The organism is Gracilimonas qinghaiensis (assembly GCF_046602855.1).
Lineage (GTDB): Bacteria > Bacteroidota > Rhodothermia > Balneolales > Balneolaceae > Gracilimonas.
In genome coordinates this window covers 197,246-217,672 of record NZ_JBKINJ010000001.1, presented here as the reverse complement: position 1 = coordinate 217,672, position 20,427 = coordinate 197,246, and the positions used below count along the sequence as shown (strand labels likewise).

The 20,427-nt window shown below is 36.1% G+C and carries 18 protein-coding genes; 6 read left to right on the top strand and 12 right to left on the bottom strand.

Features of this window, described 5'->3' with window-relative positions; all coding sequences use genetic code 11:
• The first annotated feature begins 381 nt into the window (after window positions 1-381).
• The 6 genes from ACKGJO_RS00985 to ACKGJO_RS00960 all read left to right on the top strand — a co-directional run bounded on the left by ACKGJO_RS00985 (window position 382) and on the right by ACKGJO_RS00960 (window position 8,513).
• Window positions 382-3,120, top strand: coding sequence for a DNA methyltransferase (locus tag ACKGJO_RS00985; RefSeq protein WP_411321533.1), 2,739 nt, complete (start codon window positions 382-384; stop codon window positions 3,118-3,120).
• Between the two features lie 10 nt (window positions 3,121-3,130).
• Window positions 3,131-5,050 carry a DEAD/DEAH box helicase gene (locus tag ACKGJO_RS00980; protein ID WP_411321532.1) on the top strand — a complete coding sequence of 640 codons (1,920 nt, stop codon included), beginning with the start codon at window positions 3,131-3,133 and terminating at the stop codon, window positions 5,048-5,050.
• Window positions 5,043-6,281, top strand: a complete 1,239-nt coding sequence (locus ACKGJO_RS00975) for a GIY-YIG nuclease family protein (protein ID WP_411321531.1) — start codon at window positions 5,043-5,045, stop codon at window positions 6,279-6,281. Before ACKGJO_RS00980 ends, ACKGJO_RS00975 begins: the two co-directional genes overlap by 8 nt.
• A gap of 53 nt (window positions 6,282-6,334) precedes the next feature.
• Complete coding sequence (locus ACKGJO_RS00970; RefSeq protein ID WP_411321530.1) at window positions 6,335-6,829, top strand: hypothetical protein; 495 nt, start codon at window positions 6,335-6,337, stop codon at window positions 6,827-6,829.
• Between the two features lie 17 nt (window positions 6,830-6,846).
• Complete coding sequence (locus tag ACKGJO_RS00965) at window positions 6,847-7,872, top strand: DUF559 domain-containing protein (protein ID WP_411321529.1); 1,026 nt, start codon at window positions 6,847-6,849, stop codon at window positions 7,870-7,872.
• Between the two features lie 80 nt (window positions 7,873-7,952).
• Window positions 7,953-8,513: a hypothetical protein gene (locus tag ACKGJO_RS00960; protein WP_411321528.1), complete on the top strand. Its 561-nt coding sequence runs from the start codon at window positions 7,953-7,955 to the stop codon at window positions 8,511-8,513.
• A gap of 81 nt (window positions 8,514-8,594) precedes the next feature.
• On the opposite strand, the gene ACKGJO_RS00955 is transcribed toward ACKGJO_RS00960, so the two are convergent.
• The 12 genes from ACKGJO_RS00955 to ACKGJO_RS00900 all read right to left on the bottom strand — a co-directional run bounded on the left by ACKGJO_RS00955 (window position 8,595) and on the right by ACKGJO_RS00900 (window position 20,255).
• Window positions 8,595-9,059 carry a YbjN domain-containing protein gene (locus tag ACKGJO_RS00955; RefSeq protein WP_411321527.1) on the bottom strand — a complete coding sequence of 155 codons (465 nt, stop codon included), beginning with the start codon at window positions 9,057-9,059 and terminating at the stop codon, window positions 8,595-8,597.
• Between the two features lie 398 nt (window positions 9,060-9,457).
• The gene (locus ACKGJO_RS00950; RefSeq protein WP_411321526.1) at window positions 9,458-11,371 is read right to left on the bottom strand and encodes a hypothetical protein; all 1,914 of its coding nucleotides are present in this window, start codon (window positions 11,369-11,371) and stop codon (window positions 9,458-9,460) included.
• Entirely contained in the window at window positions 11,359-11,892 is a 534-nt protein-coding gene (locus ACKGJO_RS00945) for a hypothetical protein (RefSeq protein ID WP_411321525.1), read from the bottom strand. Before ACKGJO_RS00945 ends, ACKGJO_RS00950 begins: the two co-directional genes overlap by 13 nt.
• A 1-nt stretch (window position 11,893) precedes the next feature.
• Window positions 11,894-13,129 (bottom strand): hypothetical protein, encoded by a 1,236-nt coding sequence (locus ACKGJO_RS00940; RefSeq protein ID WP_411321524.1) that lies wholly within the window; start codon window positions 13,127-13,129, stop codon window positions 11,894-11,896.
• Window positions 13,130-13,903: 774 nt separating this feature from the next.
• Complete coding sequence (locus ACKGJO_RS00935) at window positions 13,904-14,206, bottom strand: hypothetical protein (protein WP_411321523.1); 303 nt, start codon at window positions 14,204-14,206, stop codon at window positions 13,904-13,906.
• 198 nt (window positions 14,207-14,404) lie between these two features.
• Window positions 14,405-14,893: a phage replication initiation protein, NGO0469 family gene (locus ACKGJO_RS00930; protein ID WP_411321522.1), complete on the bottom strand. Its 489-nt coding sequence runs from the start codon at window positions 14,891-14,893 to the stop codon at window positions 14,405-14,407.
• Window positions 14,884-15,813 (bottom strand): YqaJ viral recombinase family nuclease, encoded by a 930-nt coding sequence (locus tag ACKGJO_RS00925; RefSeq protein WP_411321521.1) that lies wholly within the window; start codon window positions 15,811-15,813, stop codon window positions 14,884-14,886. Before ACKGJO_RS00925 ends, ACKGJO_RS00930 begins: the two co-directional genes overlap by 10 nt.
• 208 nt (window positions 15,814-16,021) lie before the next feature.
• On the bottom strand, window positions 16,022-16,765 hold the full coding sequence (locus tag ACKGJO_RS00920; RefSeq protein WP_411321520.1) for a DUF932 domain-containing protein: 744 nt from the start codon (window positions 16,763-16,765) through the stop codon (window positions 16,022-16,024).
• A gap of 227 nt (window positions 16,766-16,992) precedes the next feature.
• A complete protein-coding gene (locus tag ACKGJO_RS00915) occupies window positions 16,993-17,748 on the bottom strand; it encodes a CFI-box-CTERM domain-containing protein (protein WP_411321519.1) in 756 nt (251 codons plus the stop codon).
• 184 nt (window positions 17,749-17,932) lie between these two features.
• Window positions 17,933-18,679: a hypothetical protein gene (locus ACKGJO_RS00910; RefSeq protein WP_411321518.1), complete on the bottom strand. Its 747-nt coding sequence runs from the start codon at window positions 18,677-18,679 to the stop codon at window positions 17,933-17,935.
• A 148-nt stretch (window positions 18,680-18,827) separates the two neighbouring features.
• Window positions 18,828-19,232 carry a hypothetical protein gene (locus ACKGJO_RS00905; protein ID WP_411321517.1) on the bottom strand — a complete coding sequence of 135 codons (405 nt, stop codon included), beginning with the start codon at window positions 19,230-19,232 and terminating at the stop codon, window positions 18,828-18,830.
• Between the two features lie 129 nt (window positions 19,233-19,361).
• Complete coding sequence (locus tag ACKGJO_RS00900; protein WP_411321516.1) at window positions 19,362-20,255, bottom strand: hypothetical protein; 894 nt, start codon at window positions 20,253-20,255, stop codon at window positions 19,362-19,364.
• Window positions 20,256-20,427: the final 172 nt, after the last annotated feature.

Here is a 20,427-nt window from a genome sequence, read left to right as displayed (position 1 = left end):
CAAGCTTATTGCTTGTGAAGTATTTTTATCGCGCCCTAGCTGGCGCTAGCATCCCAACTGATCAGGTTGGAGAAGCTAAGAGTGGAACAGATTTTCTCATTCATCATCTGCTTCCAACTTTATTCTTTACTTAGGGGTCGCCCAAGTCAGGTAACAAAGTAGATTTACAAAATCAGTTTGAGTTCCTATTCCGGCTCTCGGAGCTTCACTAACTTTGATCCACTCCAGGTCTAGTTAAGACCTTTTGTGACCTTTAGGGTATGGTCAAACCATTCTTAATATATGTTTTGCAGAAGTTTAGCGCAAAGATTGAATACGCCATAAAACAATATTATTATCTAAACCTTATTACTTAATACTCAGCATACCTTATTTACTTGTATGAACATCGCCCAAATAGAAGAGAATCTTAAAGACTTAATTGCAGACTACGACAAGGATGAGTTTATATATGATCTACTCTTAGCATACGGGCTTCCAAAAGCTTCAATAACTCGCCTTAAAAAAGGAAGCTATGATATGTCGGATAATGAGGATGATAATACAGTCTCATGGAAGAAGCGGGTGTACTACAGGGTTGAACATCAGAAAGATCTGCACACTACATTGATGGATTTGGCTGATCAGGTAAAGCATGATCAACGGTTTATTGTGGCAACAGATTTCAAGACTTTACTGGCCAGAGATGTCAAGACAAAGGAGAACCTTGACATACCCATAGAGGATCTGCCTAAAAATTACGATTTCTTTCTACCATGGGCAGGTATGGAGAAGACTGCACATCAAAATGAGAATCCGGCTGATGTAAAAGCAGCTGAGAAGATGGCTAAGCTGTTTGATGAGATAAAGAAGGATAACCCGGCTGATGATCCTGGCTTTATTCACGAGATGAATGTATTCCTTTCACGCCTTCTCTTCAGTTTCTTTGCTGAAGATACAAACATCTTTGCAGATGGGCAGTTTACCAATGGTATTGCTTCCCATACACAGGTAGATGGCAGTGACCTGGATACCTATCTGAACAAGCTATTCGCAACCCTGAATACGAAGAAGAATGATAGAAAGGGATTACCCGCCTACCTGAATGAATTTCCCTATGTAAATGGAGGGCTGTTCAAAGATGAAATTGAGTCCCCCAAATTCACTCGTAGATCCAGACAGGCAATTATTGATAGTGGGGAATTAGATTGGTCTGCTATTAACCCAGACATCTTTGGTTCCATGATGCAAGCAGTCATCACCCCTGAACATCGTGGTGGCTTAGGAATGCATTATACCTCTGTTCCTAATATCATGAAGGTCATTAAGCCTCTTTTCTTGGATGATCTGTATGAAGACTTTGATAAAGGTCATAATCAGCCCCGGAAACTCATAAAACTACTTGATCGGATATCCCAGATAAAGATCTTTGACCCTGCTTGTGGCTCCGGAAACTTTTTGATTATTGCCTATAAGGAACTTCGTCGATTGGAGATGAAGATTATTCGCAGACTGATTGAGCTTAAAAAGTTAGCAGTTGGCTTTAAAGCAAAAGAAGAGCAGCATTCTATCATACCGGAATCACAATTGGATCTGGCAGAGTCATATGAAGTAGAGTTATTCTCTCGAATACAATTGACACAGTTTTATGGTATTGAGTTGGATGATTTTGCCCACGAAATAGCTCAACTTTCTCTATGGCTGGCTGAGCACCAGATGAATGTGGAATTTTATGAAGAGTTTGGAAGGATGAATCCTACATTACCACTAAAGCAGGCAGGAAAAATAGTTCACGGTAATGCATGCAGAATTGATTGGGAACGAGTATGTCCTAAAGAAATAAATGAACAAGTCTATTTAATTGGAAACCCTCCATATCTTGGAGCGCGAAATCAAGGAGAGTCTCATAAAGCTGACATGGACATAGTTTTTCGAAATTATGAAAACTATAAAGACTTAGATTATATCTCCTGTTGGTTCTTAAAAGGCTCACAGTATATTAAAAACTCTAAATCTGCATTGGCATTTGTTTCTACTAATTCCATATCTCAGGGAGATCAAGTTTCGCTACTATGGACTAAAATATTCGAGGCTGATGTTGAAATTCAATTTGCTTATCCATCCTTTAAGTGGACTAATAATGCAAAGAAAAATGCAGGTGTTACAGTTGTAATAATTGGCCTTCTCCCCCCTGGTATTAGAAAAGATAAGTTTCTTATAAGCGATAATCATTATCATAAAGTTGAAACTATAAACGCGTACCTAGTAAATGGCCCAAAAACAATTGTAAAAAAAAGGAGAGAGCCAATCTCGAATTTTCCAGAAATGTCATTTGGTAATATGCCAAATGATGGTGGCGGATTAATTTTCTCCAAAGAAGAAAAAAATAATCTGCTAGCAAAACAACCAGAGGCAAATAATTTCATAAAAAAATATGTTGGCGCTTCTGAATTTATTCGAGGTAATGAAAGATTTTGCCTATGGATTGAGGACAGTGATTTAGATCAAATAGGTAGATTTCCAATAATACAAGACAGAATAGAAGTAACAAGAAAACATCGTGAAAATAGCAAGGACTCTGGAACTAATAAACTTGCAGAAAGGTCACATCAATTTAGAGATACAAATACACCATCTGAGAGTCAGATTATTGTACCATCAGTTTCATCAGAAAGAAGAGAGTATATACCAACGGGCTTTTTAGGAACTGAAACTATTATTTCAAATTCTGCACAAGTTATATACGACCCTGAACCTTGGATTCTTGGAGTTATTACTTCAAAAATCCATATGTGTTGGGTAAGAGCAGTAGCAGGCAGGTTAAAAACCGATTATAGGTATTCTAAACAAATAGTTTACAATACTTTTCCTTTCCCCAATATTTCTGACCAAAGAAAACAGGAAATTACTCAATGTGTTTTTAGGATATTAGATGTTAGGGAACAATATCCTAGTAAAACCCTAGCCGAGCTATACGATCCAGAAAAAATGCCCTATTCTCTTAAAGAAGCACATCAGGCAAATGATGATGTAATTGATAAATGTTATCGATATCGACCATTTGAAAGTGATGAGAAGAGGCTTGAATACCTGTTCAAACAGTATGAAGAAATGATCGAAGCCGAAAAAACTAAAGCTTAACCATTTTAATATGCCCAACATTGTTGATGTATCATACGCCCAAACCGGAGATAGTACCACCACTAATGATATGGGTATGCGCGAGATGCAGGCTCGTGCTTATGAGGCCAGAGATTCTCAGTATTTACTCCTGAAAGCCCCTCCTGCTTCCGGTAAGTCAAGAGCGCTCATGTTTCTCGGGCTGGATAAATTAAAGTATCAGGGCATCAAGAAAGTAATTGTCGCTGTACCTGAGCGCTCAATTGGGAGCTCCTTTGCTAAGACGGATCTTAAGTCCCACGGTTTCTTTGCTGACTGGGAGCCTAACGACAAATACAACTTGTGTACACCGGGCAGTGAGAAAAGCAAAGTAAAAGCCTTTCATCGGTTCATGGATTCAGATGAAGAAGTGCTGATTTGTACCCATGCAACATTGAGATATGCCTGTGAGGGACTGGATGAGAAAGTGTTTAATGACACCCTACTTGCCATAGATGAATTTCATCATGTTTCCGCTGATATAGATAACCGTTTAGGGGAGATACTTCGAGATATTATGGAGAAATCCTCTGCACATATTGTGGCAATGACAGGTTCCTATTTTCGCGGAGATGGTGTTCCGGTTCTCACCCCCAAATATGAAGCCAAATTTACAAAGGTATCCTACACTTATTATGAACAGTTGAACGGTTATACTCATCTTAAATCTTTGGGTATTGGTTACCATTTTTATCAGGGCGTTTATACCTCTGTGATTGATGAAGTTCTTGATACTGATAGAAAAACCATTCTGCATATCCCTAATGTGAATGCAGGTGAATCAACTAAGGAAAAGTACAATGAGGTAAATACCATTCTTGACTCTATAGGTGAAGTGATAAAACAAGATCCCGATACTGGGGTTATTTATTTAGAGCGTGAAGAAGATGGAAAAGTAATCAAGGTAGCTGACCTAGTTGAGGACACTCCAAAAGAACGGGATAAGATCGTAAACTATCTCAGGCAGATTGATGATGTTGATGACATAGATCTAATCATAGCACTTGGTATGGCCAAAGAAGGATTTGACTGGCCTTACTGTGAGCATGCCCTTACTGTTGGGTATAGAGGTTCATTAACAGAGATCATTCAGATTATTGGACGTGCTACCAGAGACAGTAAAAATAAAACCCATGCTCAGTTCACCAACCTTATTGCCCAACCTGATGCTGCTGATGAAGAAGTCAAGGTATCGGTTAATAATATGCTCAAGGCCATTACCGCATCTTTATTGATGGAGCAGGTACTTGCCCCTAATTGGAAGTTTAAGACTAAAAAATCGGAGGATGATAAGTCAGGCCCCGGTGAAATTAAAGTAAGGGGGTTGAAGGAACCTTCCACTCAAAGAGTGAAAGACATACTCGAAACAGATCTTAACGATCTTAAGGCTGCCATACTGCAAGATGATCAGATGATTAAAGCCATGCCTGGAAATGTAGACCCTGAAGTGATGAACAAGGTCATGATCCCAAAGATAATCCGGGTTAAATATCCGGAACTGGATGATGATGAAGTAGAAGAAGTACGCCAGCATGTAGTACTGGACTCTGCTATAAAGAATGGAGAAGTAAAAGAAACCGGGGATCAGCGTTTTATTCGGATGGCAGGAAGATTTGTAAACATTGAAGACATTCATATTGATCTCATTGATACGATCAATCCCTTCCAAAAAGCTTTTGAAGTACTATCTAAGTCTGTAACCACCAAGGTGCTTAAGGTAATTCAAGAGACGATTGAGGCAACAAGAATAACCATGACCGAGGAAGAAGTACTTATCCTGTACCCCAAGATCAAAGAGTTCATAAATACCTATAATAAAAAACCTGATCTTCACTCGAATGACCCATTAGAGAAGAGAATGGCAGAGGCGATTATTTACATTAATGATCAAAAGAGAAAGCGAAATGGCTGATAAGAAATCATACAACTCGTTGGATGATATCTTTGAGGATGAGGACTTTCACCTGATCGAGGAAAAGAAAAAACAGTCAAGTGCCCGTACAGCAGATGAACGGTTAATAGATTCATTTGAGGAGATTCAGGAGTTTGTAAAGGAACACAATAGAGAACCCAAGCCAGATACTACCAACATATCAGAGTATCAGCTCTATTCACGCTTAAAAGGGATTCGAGAAGATGGCCAGAAAGCAACTCAGCTAAAGGAACATGACGATCATAACTTGTTGCCTAATATTGAAGCTAATGAGCCAGAATCTGAAAGCTATAAGGCTCCAAAGAAACCAGAATCATTAGATGACATTCTAGAAGATGAGGATCTAGGCCTAATAAGTGGTGAAGATGAAGGGTTATTTGATTTCAAGCATGTCCCCAAAGAAGATCAAAGAGCAAGTGCTGACTTTGTAGCACGAAGAAAGCCATGCAAGAACTTTGAGAAGTATGAACCTCTCTTCAGGAAAGTTCAAAAGGAGCTATCAGAGGGTAAAAGAAAGCTTGTTGAGTTCTCTAAGGATAATCTTCGTGAGGGAGATTTTTACGTACATAATGGAATACTTCTCTATTTGGAACATGTTAATCTGGAGGAGCAAAAAGTAGATTATGATAGCGTTAAGATAAGAGAGGATGGCAGAACCAAAGTAATATTCGAAAATGGTACTGAGTCAAATATGCTCTACTGGTCTTTGTATAAAGCTCTAATCCAGAATGGTAAGGCCGTCACTAAAAACTTTGATGAAGTTAATGAAGAGTTCATCGAAAACTTCTCAAATATAACTGAGGAGGATGAAGAGGCTGGATACATTTATGTATTAAAGTCCAAGAGTTCAGATAAAAAAATTGCATCTATTGACAACCTGTATAAGATAGGATATACGGAAAACGAGATTTCTGAGCGCTTAAGAAATGCAGATAAGAAACCTACCTATCTGATGGCTGAAGTTGAGTATGTCGCAGGATGGAAGTGTTACAACATGAACACCCAGAAGTTTGAACAGTTGATTCAAAATTTCTTTGGTAACACCTGTCTGGAAGTAGACGTATTTGATGAAAAAGGTCGAAGATATACCCCAAGGGAGTGGTTTATTGCTCCTCTCAGTGCCATTGAGACAGCAGTAAAATTAATCATCTCAGGTGATGTCGTGGATTACAGGTATGACCCAAATAATAAAGCTATTGTTCAGAGATAGCCTTTGTTTAGATTTATGAATCATTATTTAATCATGAATTATTAGTTTATAGCATGAAAACCACAATTTATACATGTGCAAAATGTGAATTTGAAAATTCTGATTTCTCTACATGGGGACATCATTACTATAAAATTGATACCCACTTTATTACGATAAATAGAGACATTGCTATATGTTACTCATGCAAAAGTATTGTCAGTGCTGAAATTCTTCCATTTGAAAATGAAATAAATAATCTCGAAATAGAGAAGTCAGTCAGTAAAGCAGAACTGGAAGCTATAAAATTAGCACTATCAAGTAGAAAAACAGGTCCGCGCTGCCTTAATTGTGGTTCTCATGACTTTGAGTTTATTCCAAATTTTAAAATTAGTAAAGAACAGGTCAGATATAGATTACCTGTAAGAACCGGCCTATTCCACCGAAATTGTGGGGGAAGAATTTATGCTGATACGGATACCCCAAAATTTTTTATGGGGGATAGGTTACCAAAAAGGTACTATAATAAAGATGGTATAGAAATTAAGTCACCTATCAACTTTAAATAAAAAAATTTAGCTTTTTAATGCAGTATCCAAATATCCAAACATCAGTTGAACTTGATGTGCTAGTTGAAAAAGGCAAAACTTATAGAAAGCCCGTTAAACCAAAATTTAATTATAAAGAACCTCCCTACCCCAATCCTACATATGGAGGTATATATCATGTAGCTGTTTTTTCCTCATTGATAGCAGGAATGTTTGTACTTCTTGGAATTGCTTCTACAGTAGCAGGGAGTGAAGCACCTATTGGTGCATTAGGTCCAGCGGTGATAATTTTTTTACTATCAATATTTGTTGTAGTTGGTCAAACCAATAGTAAAAATGAAGAAATAGACAAGTACAATGATCGCTTAGACTTTTATAAGTCAAAAAATAAAGAATATGAACAAGAATTAGCTCTGTATGAAAAAAAACTAGAAAATTATTATTCGAAAATTCGTGCTAAAGATTCCTTAGGAGATAAAAAACATATTGAGAATTCTTTACTTGAGTTCTATTCGACGATAATGAAACCTAGAGAGACTAGTAGTGTGGTCAAAAAGGGAAAAATGGAGTCAGTACTTCAAAACCACTTAGAAAAATATTTTGGTAATAAAATAAAAATAGATAAGGCTTTATTTCATGACGATTTTGATAAAATTAAAACACCATACATTCCTGATATCATATATCATAATTCTGAAAGCGGACTATGTATAGATATTGAAATTGACGAAAAATATTCTGCGGATGGTCAATTAATCCATTATCAACATAACTCTCATGATGATCAAAGAGATCAATTTTTTACAAGTCAAGGTTGGATTGTTATAAGGTTTGCAGAACAACAAGTTGTAGAAAACCCGAAAGGTTGTGTTCTAGAAGTATTAGAAGTTGTAGAAAAATATGATCCTAGCTTTGTTAAAGAATACAAACATACAGAACTTCAAAATATAGCAAGCAAATTATCACCTGTGGACCAATGGAAGAAAAAATCTTCTAATAACAACTCAGTTGGATATACTAATTACGATTTTAATGACGATTTAGACGATGATTTACCTTTTTAAAGGTTGAGTTTGTCGTATGATGGAAGGAGGATTTGTGAACGCCTACCGGTAAAAATTAGAAATCTAAAAAAAAGAACAGCATGTACGATCCATTTAAAAAGGGTTCATTTGTATCAACAGAAGTCTTGATCAGGGGAGACAAGCACGAAACTGATGAGACGTTAAAACACGATTTGAATTACTTAATATCTGAAAAATGCACTTTTTTTATATCAAGTGATGAAAATATACTAAAGTTGAAAAATCATTTACACAGTAGCAGCTTCAGTAGACATAATTATAATGAAATACTTGATGATCGATTTATTCCTGTGGAAAACCTCAAAAACTATGATAGCGATGTATTCGAAAAACTATTACCGTATGAGGAACCTGGTGTTTTAATACTACCTGATTATTCAAAATTTGATTCAAATTTATGCATCAAACTCTATGAGTTAGTTTATAATCATCCGTATCCGATATACTTAAGGATACTTGAAAAGGAATCTGACTTTGCAACAACAGACAGTTTTAAATTTGCTACAGATAAGAAAAAATCTAATAAGGTTCCGGCAAAGATACCAGATGAAACTAAAGGGAAGTATTACCACAATTTTCTGACCGACCCACAAACTAAGTTTTATAAACAAATAATGTAGGATGAAAAGTAGGTTTGATAATTTGGTAAAACGATTAATTCAAGCGGTGCTTCTCTAAGATCTCCATAAATCTAAGACCTCCTATTTAATTTGTGTTACTGCAGCTCCCATTTTTGTAAGCACTTCTAGGGGCTGCTTCCCTCCAAAGACATCTAATAAGCCTTCGTGAAACTCTTCCATAACCGATTGACCATGGTTAAGATACGTTGCAAAATATTGTTGGTTTTCTTCTCTATTTGAGCCTAGGGGAATCGAAGCATGGTAAGAAACACAAGGGTCAACATGGTCAACTATAAAGGCTCCAAACACATCTCCATAATTAATTCTGGATATGTATTCTAAGACCCGGTCAATTTTATCTTCAGGTATATCGTAGGGATATATAATATTGTAGAATATATAATTATCCTCTTCATTAATTGTGATCGCATAGGTTGCCGTAAATGTTTCAATATCCCCGCAAAAATAGTAGCTATGCTGTCCAGGTCCTTGAGAAAAGTAATCGTATTTCCCGTCTGGTAATAGTGATTCTATGAAATCTTTCATGTGGAGTGGTTTAAAATGTGTACTGCCCGATATGTTGTCTGTTAATTTGATTTTTGATCGTATTAAAAGCAAGCATATCCTGTTAAAAAGCTAATAGCTTCAGCACTCTACCACTGTCAGTGCTGAAGTGCTTAAGGTTCGGATAATTTAAGCTATACGTTCACAGGTATCCTTATCTCGGCACCCCTAACAGTTTAAGGATTCGTACAAGACCAACTGACTATTATCTATTCTTAAAGGATATTCCGACCCTGTTGAAAGGCATTGTATATCTTATCACCAAGAAGTGAATATTCGTACTTTAAGTGCGCTTAAAAAACTTATCCGCTAAACCTGTTTAGGTGTCGAAAGGTGGGGGAGGCTAGGCGTGGGTTTGTTTGTTGTCCCATATTTCGCTGTCAGTTACTTTCTACCTTATTTAACAACTTATTATCCTGAGTTAGAGAGCCAAATACATATTTCTTATACTCTTTAGGAAAAGTATCTTCTTTGGTTGTTAGAATTATTTGAAAATTATCTTCTTCAATGTTTGCTACATTATCAATTTGGGCAATACATCTAATCAAATTATCTCTATCAATTCCTGCAGTTTGAGGAGTATCCACCATCAGAAACTTTGGATATTTGACATCTTCCTCACTTAATGAAAGGTATAATAGAGTCAGGTAGTAATTTAATCTTATCGGAACGCTTACGCTAGCTGCTGTATATTCTCCATCATTTAAAATAGGCATATAAGTATCCTCTTCTATTCTGGCTGTTTTACAGTCTTTCAAAGTGTTAACCATTAGTTCCTTATATTTTTCATTGAAGACCCTAACTTTTGAGGAAATATCATCTTCAGCTTTTATTTCCAATGATTTCATCTCTCTTTTTTGAGCCAGGTACTTTTCCTGCAAAGCATCCACTTTATTTTGTTGCCTATCAAGCTCAAGCTCTATTTCAATTTGATTATCTAGATCACTAAGGTTTGAACGGACTTCTAATATTTTATCGTCAATTTCATTTAAGGATTCAACATCTATAGATCCCTCAATTTCACCTATCATCTCTTGAACATCGGTGGTTATATTTACTTTTTTGTATTCTAACTCTTTTTGTTCGGCTTCTAATTTTTTAGTCTCTTCTAACAAGCTATTTAAAGCTTCGTTGACTGTCTCTACAGATTTTTTTTTAGTTTTTAATATTTGTAGATACTCTTCACTTGAATAAAAGAACTTTTCATACTCTTCTTCATCTATATCTTGACCACAAACACATTTTCCATGATCTCTATTTACACTCCTCAGACAATAAGGGCATGTATCAGGTGTAAATAAATTTAATTCTTCATGAGTGTGGATTATTTTTTGTATCTGAGTAGCTTCTCTAATCAAACTTTCTTGAAGTTGACGGTACTTGAACCCTTCAGTAGATAAGTCATTTATTTTACTCTCAATTTTATTTATAGCTAAATCTAAATCCAAGTATTCAGATTTCTTCTCTTCTACCTTTTTAAAGTTTTTTAGGTCTTTAGGCCTGTTAGCCTTTAATGCTTTCCTGCTTTTTTTGAGCCTTTCTAATTGATCAATATATTCTTCTCTTTGTTTTCTTAAATGTATAAGATTGAGACTATCACTATCTCTGGTTAGTCTTTGAACTTTTTCTTGAATCCCTTCTAATATCCTTTTTTCACTTTTAAGATCTGATTCAATTTTTTTGAATTCTGAAATACTCAAATAATATTCAGAGTATTTCTTACCAATTAACATCTGAAAAATTATTTTACGAATGAGTTCGGAATCCGTAACAAAATTTACAGATTCTGGTGTTTTATATACCTTCTTTGGATTCGGTTCTTGATCATGATAGATTAGCCTAGCTAGATCCAAAAAGTTTAGCATCCAATTTTGGTGACCTTGATATATCTCAATTAAATCAATGTCTAGGTTATTTAATAGCCAATCTGAAAAAGTAATTTTATTATTTTTACCTCTAAAAATTGGAAATACCAACACCTCACTTTCACTACTTATTATTGTAATTTCATTACTACCTATAAACCTCTTTAGTATGTAATGAGATCCATCAATTAAGATGCTCAGTTTTACATAGTTGTTAGTATCGTTCGCAATTTCGGAATGTCTTCCCTTTTCGTTTTTTTTAAATTGGCTAGGGTTCCCGCTTAGACCAAAATATATCAAGTCCATGAAAGTAGATTTTCCACTTTGGTTATCACCTTCAAGAATATTTAAACCATTGCTAAGTTCAGGTGATAAATAATGGTAATTATCTCCCCTATATTCTAATTGTTTAATAATTAAACTTGCCATGTACTTACCCCATAGTTATTAAAAACATTTACGAGTACATTTTCTAGCTTAAGCCTGGTTAGGTATTTTATTTCTGACCTTAACTTGTCAGCGTTTTCTTTTTCTAACTCAAATGCTTCTTCATTAAAAAACCATTTAAGTTTAGGACTATTTGAAAGTGTAATATCGAGAGCTGTCCTCGATTTGTTCTGCCTAAGCTTTATTAATCCATTTTTTTCCAACGAGAATAGCAGTCTATTTAAGCCTTCCAGCCTTAATAACCCATTACTATATGCCCTATTCAGCCTACTTTTATCAACCTGATTCAAATCATTTTTTCCTTCATACTTCTCTAGCAATATTGTTAGAGATTCATCAGAAACAAACTCAATTAAAAAAGACAATTTTCTTACATCTTGGAAATATCTATTCTTATCACTTATGCAGTTTAATTCTTTAAGCAATATTATAATGTTATAGGTGATGAAATAGTAATCTTCACCCTTAATAAACATTAACCGCCTTTTAACATCCTCGGTCATATTATTTGAAGTCATCATATGAAAGAAAACAACTATCAATCAATTGGTAAATTATCCCATCAATTACTGTTTCGCTTTCAAAAGAGTAATTGAAATCTTTACTCAAATCTTTAATTTTCTTGTGAGATTCATTTTTTAGATAGGTATGTAAATCACTGTAATTCTTATCTGTTAAAGAATCTGGCTTCTTCTCTTCCCTAAAATTACGTATTAAATCTAAACAATGTTCATAGACCCTATATCTCAATGACTGAAAATTTCTCATTGAATCATATTCCTCTTTCTGTAAGTGACCTGTAGTTGCTTTTCTGACGCTTGATTTTATTGTACTATCACTCACATTATTAGAGACCTCAGTTATCTTGTCCCTTAAGTTTCTTGTATCATTTAGATCTTGGGTCAACTGGTCCCAAAGTTTATATACAAAATCATCTTTTTTAGGATTATCCATACTGGATACTCTTAGAAATATATTTTCCAGTTCAGACATGTGGATTAAATTTTCTGTGGGATCTTTGCTAATATGCCTTTCATCTAATAAATCTAGTACCCGGCTCAATATGAGCTCTTCCTTACCTGAGAGTGAACTATTATAAAATGAAGAATCTTGAATTAAAGTTAATGACTCTTTTTTGAGCTCCTTTTCATCAGGTTGGCCAAATTCAAAAGTAACTTGGTTAAAAAAATTCCGCCATTCTTCTTTATTTAATTTCTCAATTACAGTTATATAACCATTTCCTTTATTCTTTTTATACTCATTTTTATAAAAGACTATAAAAAGCTTCTGCAGTTCTTTTAATGCCTCATCACTTAGAGAGCCTTTCATAAGTAATTCTAAAAATGGCTCTTTTGGCAATTTTACTTTCGCAGATTTAATTAACTCTGTCTTTTTTTCTTTGGCGATTGAACAAGTTGAATAAAAATTAAAGAAGCAGTTATTGCTAAAACTTTTGCTAATCCAGGTGTCCATAAAGCCTACTAGCGTTTTCTTTATTTCTGGGCTATTTAAAGACAAAGAGGTATTTTCATCATAGTTTTTATCCTCTTCATGATAGGTAGTCTCTTTATTTTTAATACCTTTTACTACCTTTACATCCCCTTCAGATTCAATGCCAAAGTAAAAATGAACTTTCCCCTTTTCAGTTTTAGCTAATCTAAGAAGTTTTACGAGTGCCCGTAGTTTCTGCAGTCTGGGACCATGATGTGTTACATCCCTATCTATCTGAAAATTATTCAATCTAAGAAAATCCTCTACTTATTTATGTAAGCTATGGTTTAATAAGAAGCTACACCCAAAATGTACACATTATTATTAAAGAAACGATATTTCTGCTTAATTATACTTATTGGATTTTGTATTTAAGCTTATCGTAGAGTAAGAGTAGCGTAATTGTATATTGTTACAATGTTATACCTATGATATACCTTAATAAAATAAAGCCCTGTAAATACAAGACTTACAGGGCTATAATGTACGCCCGGAAGGCCTTCGACTTCACCAATAGCTTGCGGCCGGGATCGGGCTCAAATGTTATGTCATCCATTTTTTACTATAATGTATCTTTGAAGGCTGACATATTACGTCACTTAATACGGGTATAAATACAATGGCTGCAATCACACAAAAGCCTGAGATAAGAATACGGCATATTATGGGAGGAGTACACTAGGCAGCTGAGACCGGGGAATACCCAAACTACTATTTGATCAGGTCTAGAAAATACGCCAAGTCTTAGTGGATTAAAAAGTTCCCGGCTGAGCTAAAATTTGAAGGAAAGGTCGTGTACTCAATCGAGGATGAAATGAATATACAGGATAGAGAAGGTAAACCGGTTGAAGGGGTAGAGTTTGAAATTGAGATGAGAGATTGATCTACTGTAAATCAACTATATGGTATTACTGTAAGTGCTTAAAATGGCCAAATTTTAGCCAATTTGACTAAAATCTAAGTCAGCTAGAAAAGTAGCAACTCTGGTTATGCAAGGCGCCCTGTTTGGGTGCCTTGCTTTAATTATACCTCCGCTCTGTTTCTATGCCCAATTATGGCTGTATCTATTGTATCTATTGCATCCCATATTCTATCCCAATAAGGACAATCTTCAGAATGACCTGCGTTTGAAACATCATACGCAATACCCCCAAGCATTTCTCTCAAGTGATCAAAAATAATATTTAAAGAGTCCTCCTGAGGTTGAGAAGTTATAAGGTAGGTCCTGAATTGGTAAAGCACATTCTCAATTTTGCTTAATTTAAGCTCAATTTGATCATTACTTAATGCGGGGTTAATTTTTTTATCTTTAGTTTTCTTTGTCATAAATTGAAATTTAAATACTTGTTTATATTTTATTTACCCGAATATAGCTAATTTTACTATACTAACAAAAAGTATCTGTATAAAAAACAGATAGTTAGGGGTGGTTGTCCAATTCTAAACCAATTTTTAAATGTTTGTTGTCATTTTGACCCAATCATAACCTAAAAAAGAAAGAGCAACGCCCTTTCTTCCGCTGACTCAGCTATTGGCTGCATCAGCATACTCAGATCGGTTATTCAACCGAATCATTTCTCCAGAAGAGTTTTTAGCACTCTTAGCCACTTCAGCACTGCCCTCGTTATAGGGCATGAAAACGTCAATATTTGCATATGTACGTTCTTCGGTAGGATTGTGCACTACAAGTATATTGCAATGCCTGCCCAGGAATGATTCAAGATCTATCCCTTCATGAAGTTGCTCAGGAGTAAACTTCCTCCCATTCAGCCGTTCTAAGGCTTGCCTCAGTTTTGCCTTTTCATGAAGACTACGATTGAACCGAGTCGCAAGCGTATAAGGCTTACCCTCTTCATCCGTGATCTCTGTTTGAACAACGATGCTGATCTGGTCCTTTATACCAAAAGGTGTTTCCACCTGATTCAAAGGCTCGATAGTTGCGATTTGAGCTTTGTGTAACCCTTCCGGGCAGAGTGCATATTCACTTGGATCGTGTTTTAAAATTAATGACATAGGAACCTCCTTGTCTTTAGGGTTTTTGAGTATTGTTTATAGAATTCAGGATGTTCGCGCCGGATAGCTTTGGAGTCTATCCGGGTGGAAGACTGGCTTTTCCAAGAGACTAACGTTTTTCCACCGCAAACGAGTCGCTCAGCTTTCCCGAGCTTATTCTTGAGCTTGGTTTTTAAATCTTCCTCGATCTTAATGAGGTCAGACTTACGGTCTCTTACCTCGGTAAGCTTTTGATACAGCGCATAGCCGGCTGGAGTTATTTCTTCCACCTTCTCAGGTGTGCTATCCGGATAGAGTAGCAAGCTGTCTTCTCCATTGATAGGCTCGGGCCTTCGGCCCTCGCTAGCCATATAAGTTTCCCACCAGCTTACTAGTTTAGTTGTCATGTCTTCAATTAGCTCGTAGTCAGGCTCAATGATCTGTGGCTCCAGAAACTCGCAAGTGTCGCGAAGATAGACTTGGATGAAGGCAAGTTTATATTGAGTAATACCCAAATACCATTGCACCTGCAAATAGTATTCTCTGGGTAGCTCGCCTTCTAAGGCGTTCATCCTATGAGATGTTGTTGTTTTCAGCTCGAGCACGGCTGTGCTATCCAAGCCTTTTCCAGCTAAGACTTGTCTGTCTATGTTGGCTTTCAGGAACTCGTGTTTTGGATGGGTAAAAGGCTGATTTACCCGGCGCGTTTTAAGGCCGGTTTCTTGCTCAAAATGTGCAGCTAATTGAGGCTCAAAATAATGCCCAAAATCCATGATGGGATTATCTTCGATTGGAGGTAGGACGCCTTTCTTTCGCAAATATACTTGGAGCGGCGTTGAGTACTGAGACTCGCAAAGAATGGCTGATACGTCTGATCCTCCGATGTACGTGGACCTGTTTTGAGTCCATTGTTTTGATGGTTTTAGTTCTTGTAGATTCATAATTCAGTGCTTAAGTGGTGAAGGTTTATAGAATTAAAAAAGCCCACCGGGTGATCCGGTAGGCTCTTGATCTAAGAGTAATAGAATTATTACTTATAGTTCTTTTTACGGTCTTGCTGACGCTCTACCCATTTTTTAAGTAGGTAGATGGCCAGTTCTTTCGTCAGTTCCCCTATGATTAGTATCAATCGTTCAAGCTTGCTCATGATTAGTTGAGGTAAAGCTGGCGAGTGTATTCATGCAACTTACTATGACGCTGGATGATCTTATCCACTGGAGAACTTTTAAGGGCCTCAGTTGCGCAGTTATACCCGGCCCATAGTGAATCAACCTCGAACTCTTCATGTGCAGGCTCCCAAGCCTCTCGATAAGCGGCTGTAGACTGCGTTGGAGAAAGAATTCCTTCACCTGTCAGGATGCCCAGGAACTCAAACTTCTCTTTCCGGGTCATAGGCGTTTGTTTCATACGAAGCATGTCTTCACCCAGTTGGCTAAATTGATGCTGGCTCTTGTAAATGGCCGTTACAATTTGGTCGTGCAGGTCTTCATGCATCTCAGAGCCTTGATGCTTCCGCATGACTTTTATATCGCCGGCAAACATGAGATTATCGCATACCAACACGGTGCTTCCTATTACCAGACCAGCCGAAAGAGTTTTGTTGTGTGAATTTCTAATTCCGATGGCAACTTTCAGATCTTCGGGCTGTTGATCTGAGTTTTTACGAAAGGTAAGTACACCAAACATTTTATTACCATCGCTACTGAGTGCATAAGAATCTCCATCAAACTGGAATCCTTGCAAAAGGTCTGAGGCTATGTTACGGGTGGTTATCGCAAAATCATAATGATTGAGCGGAGTATATGAACGGGTTTTTTGGGGTTCAGGTATCGTAAGCAACTGTTCAAGTGAACAGCGCTGGGAACCGCATTGTGTAAGTAGTTGAGTTGTCATGACATTAAGATTTAGTTACAGATTTTGTTCTGTATTCTTATGCCATAAAAATTGGAAAAATCTCTTTAAGTCAGGTTCAGGGGGGCTTTAGCTATCATTTTCCTTTACCAGATCTATTAATTTAGAAGCCAATAAATATATCTGTGGAAGGTTTAGGTAAACGGGTAAGCCTCCATGCGGTCAGGAGCAAGGGCTCGAAGCATGATCAAAATAACGTCGAAACAAATTTAAATTCTTTTTCTTAGAATTAATGTCAGCACATCAAGTATATATTTCGTCGGTTTTCTCATGGCTAGAATGTAAAATTTGTTACTTATTAGCTTAGGAGAATTCTCATAATACTTTGCAACAAAATAGCGACCTACCTTATTTGTGATGAGATACTCATCTCTAAATTTCCTTAGTAGGACTACTTTGGGGTGATCTTGATCTTGATATATATCTGTAGCTACATAACAAAACTTGTTTTTTCCCAGCTTATTTAGACTTGGCCTGATATACTCGTATGCCATGTATACTAAAGCTTGCTCGATTTGCTCCTTGTCTGGATTAGTAATTTTTAAAATGACTATTACCTGATCTGTGGCTGTGTCCGTAGTGGTTGTTAAAAACTTTTTAAAATCACTTCGGTAATCAATGTTATTCTTCAGTATATCGACATACTCATTTCCAACTATTGATCTTGCCAACGAAATTCGTTCATGCCGCGATCCAGAAATAGATTGTTCTGTCAAGATTATTGAAAAATAAGACAGAAGTAACTTGTATAAATTATTGAATTGTTCTTGGGAGAGCTCCATAAGCTCTGCAGTTGATAATCCAAAATTATGCTCATCAAGTTTAGGTTCTAAAATCTTGCAAAAATTTTCGGCTGCTCGTAATGATAAAACAAAAAATTTCTCATGCTCTTTACCTACTAACTTTCTGGATTTAGTAAGAAATACTTTGTGTGTATTTAAGGCTTTTCTAGCATTTGATTCCATACGTGTAATTTTGGTTCATAAAAAAATGTATAACGAGCTGCACATATTGGCGCACCGGTCTAGATTAATTCAAATCTATTTTACTATTTGACATAAAGAAAAACAAAATGGACAAATAAGAGTAAGTGGCAACCATTTGAAGAGTTGTTAGTAGGCTATATATTTAGTTTAATTATGTGTGCCTTCATTCTGGTTTATCTTCAATCAATTTAATAATACTTATTGCAGTAATTGTGCTAATGACACATGATTCTGCCATCATTAAATTAGCATTTATATCATGAGTTAATTTATTAGCTAAATCAACTGATTTTTCAGCAGTTGTAATTACAGAAACAGAATAGTCTCTCAATTCTTTATTACTGCTACCTCCTAATTCTGTTTTAATATAGGTATGTAGTCTATTCTTAAATTTTCCCTCACTCAGGTCAATTGATTTATCATGTGCTTTATGTTTTTCTAAATCAAAAACTATGTTTGATACTTTTTGAAGTAATGTTCTCGAAGTATTACCAATATTTTGATAATCTACATTTTCACTTGCGGTTCGAAGTTGATTTAACAATATATTCTGGTCAGAGTTAACTTCTTCCCAGGGGGTATTAATTGGTGTTATTCTATTATTTAGAATTTGAAACTTATTTAAGTTTGGAAAGATTTTTACATTTGTAATATAGCTATTGCTGAATTCATCGAATTTTGCAGATATCATATCCTTAAATTGATTTAATTTGCCCTGATATTTCTTGTAAATTTCTGGATCAACTATTAGTCCAAGTTTTTTAGCATTTCTGAAACTTGAACTGTAGTCCCTCTCTATATGAATTTCGGAATGAATCAAAAACTCATGAACATCATATGTTGTTTTGGTATCGAAAAGGTGTGCTAAGTACTGGTATAATTTCTCGTTTAATTTTGTGTCTTTATTCATCTATAAAAAATGGATTGAAAACTTGATTATAGTTAAGCACACACCGAGCGCAGACTATTGGTGGATAGATGGATTTATATATGAAGAGAACCAATAACCAATGGGGGAAGACTGGCTACTTGCCAAAGTCCTTTTTAACGTGCTATGTTTATTCTCGAATTACATATATCGCTCTTCCTTTCGCAGTCTTTGTTTCACTTGCATCCCCATAGAAAACACCTCCAGAGTAAAACCCAACTACGTCACCAGATTTACTTTCAGTATTAGTAATGAGTACACCATTAGCTCCAATCTTTGCCGCTTGTTTTTTCAACTCTTTGATCGCTCGATCTGTAGCGGCTTGAGAAGAGATTTCGACATCACTTGAAGCCTCTACAATACCAATTGTCTCGTATTCCATTGGTGGCTCGAGATAAAGTTTTACGTCATCTGGATTGATGGCTGGCCTCACTGTTCCCGTCACAATAGACGATCCAGTTGCACAACTGATCAATGTAAGTAAGCATACAAATAGTACTGAAGTTCTAAAAGCATCTATTATTCTACTTTCCATAATCATCCGTTTTGGTGCATAAGTTATGATTTAATAAACGGCTATAATTTTTAAACAAGCAACTCTGGAACTATCGGCACGTCCGCGTCCCCAGTTAATGCGCAGGTTATAGGGCTTTGAAACTGGTATTTATTTAACAGTAAATTTCTTCCATTTTCTATCAGAAAAATCTAGTTCTGAGATCCAAGCATATTCTCCTGGCGCAAGATCTACGGTAAAATAAGCAGTTTCACCTTTAGGTCTCTCATGTGTCCCACCGAGAAATTTTACAGGTGCTGGTGACACAAGTCCATCCTTTTCAAAGACATCCATCCACTTTGCTACCGTATCTAGTTCCGTATCTCCATTTAATTGCACTAAGTGTATATCATTACCAATATATCCCTCAGGATGTTCTTTAAAATCAATAGCAAAAGTATAATTGCCTTTTTCTAGGCTATCTTCAGCAATTATATTGTTATTATTGAGAACAATCGTTTCATCAGCATCAGGTGCTTCAGATGAAGTGTCGTTATCTGTGACCTCAAGCAATTTCATCATGCCGAGCACATTATGTTGAACACCATTTGGGGCACGAATATAGCATTCGATAACATACCGACCCGGTTCCAAGTAAGTCGTTGCCTCTGTTGTATGCCCCATTGATACGAAACCCGGCCCACCATTATAATTTACTTCGCTATTAGGTTTTCCAAAAGCCGTAGAAAGAGAGTCATATATGTCTTCTTTAGTGATAAGATCTTTATCATACTGATTGTGAAGCCCTTGAATAAAACGTCCACCTTCTCGAATAGCATCTATACTAATTCCTTCTGACAAGGGATTAATGAGCATGAAATGTTCTTCATTACCCTCGTTAACCATTCGAAAACGAGTCCAACCAGCTGGAATCTTTTCCGGAGACTCAAAAGCATATTCTTTAGCCACAATTTCAACAATATTCGGTCCATTTTTATCTGTATTGTTACTACATCCTGACAATAACAGTATAAATATAGAAAGTGATATTATTATGTTTCTCATTTTCTTGATGATTAAAATTTGGTCCAATATTAGCATCTAAATACTTAAACAAGCTCATGATATGCAAATAAATGATTTAAATTGTGAGCTAAGCCATATAACGGCCCTGCGCATACGGGCGCGGGGATTAAAATTAAGGTAGTTATTATGAAAGAATCTGTGTTTTTAATAG

Bases quoted from the DNA above. Each gene is read 5' to 3' on its own strand.
- ACKGJO_RS00950 (WP_411321526.1), bottom strand. From the start codon at position 11,371: ATGGCAAGTTTAATTATTAAACAATTAGAATATAGGGGAGATAATTAC.
- ACKGJO_RS00955 (WP_411321527.1), bottom strand. From the start codon at position 9,059: ATGAAAGATTTCATAGAATCACTATTACCAGACGGGAAATACGATTAC.
- ACKGJO_RS00965 (WP_411321529.1), top strand. From the start codon at position 6,847: ATGCAGTATCCAAATATCCAAACATCAGTTGAACTTGATGTGCTAGTT.
- ACKGJO_RS00975 (WP_411321531.1), top strand. From the start codon at position 5,043: ATGGCTGATAAGAAATCATACAACTCGTTGGATGATATCTTTGAGGAT.
- ACKGJO_RS00915 (WP_411321519.1), bottom strand. From the start codon at position 17,748: ATGGAATCAAATGCTAGAAAAGCCTTAAATACACACAAAGTATTTCTT.
- ACKGJO_RS00905 (WP_411321517.1), bottom strand. From the start codon at position 19,232: ATGGAAAGTAGAATAATAGATGCTTTTAGAACTTCAGTACTATTTGTA.
- ACKGJO_RS00970 (WP_411321530.1), top strand. From the start codon at position 6,335: ATGAAAACCACAATTTATACATGTGCAAAATGTGAATTTGAAAATTCT.
- ACKGJO_RS00980 (WP_411321532.1), top strand. From the start codon at position 3,131: ATGCCCAACATTGTTGATGTATCATACGCCCAAACCGGAGATAGTACC.
- ACKGJO_RS00930 (WP_411321522.1), bottom strand. From the start codon at position 14,893: ATGTCATTAATTTTAAAACACGATCCAAGTGAATATGCACTCTGCCCG.
- ACKGJO_RS00900 (WP_411321516.1), bottom strand. From the start codon at position 20,255: ATGAGAAACATAATAATATCACTTTCTATATTTATACTGTTATTGTCA.
- ACKGJO_RS00945 (WP_411321525.1), bottom strand. From the start codon at position 11,892: ATGACCGAGGATGTTAAAAGGCGGTTAATGTTTATTAAGGGTGAAGAT.
- ACKGJO_RS00925 (WP_411321521.1), bottom strand. From the start codon at position 15,813: ATGAATCTACAAGAACTAAAACCATCAAAACAATGGACTCAAAACAGG.
- ACKGJO_RS00920 (WP_411321520.1), bottom strand. From the start codon at position 16,765: ATGACAACTCAACTACTTACACAATGCGGTTCCCAGCGCTGTTCACTT.
- ACKGJO_RS00910 (WP_411321518.1), bottom strand. From the start codon at position 18,679: ATGAATAAAGACACAAAATTAAACGAGAAATTATACCAGTACTTAGCA.
- ACKGJO_RS00935 (WP_411321523.1), bottom strand. From the start codon at position 14,206: ATGACAAAGAAAACTAAAGATAAAAAAATTAACCCCGCATTAAGTAAT.
- ACKGJO_RS00960 (WP_411321528.1), top strand. From the start codon at position 7,953: ATGTACGATCCATTTAAAAAGGGTTCATTTGTATCAACAGAAGTCTTG.
- ACKGJO_RS00985 (WP_411321533.1), top strand. From the start codon at position 382: ATGAACATCGCCCAAATAGAAGAGAATCTTAAAGACTTAATTGCAGAC.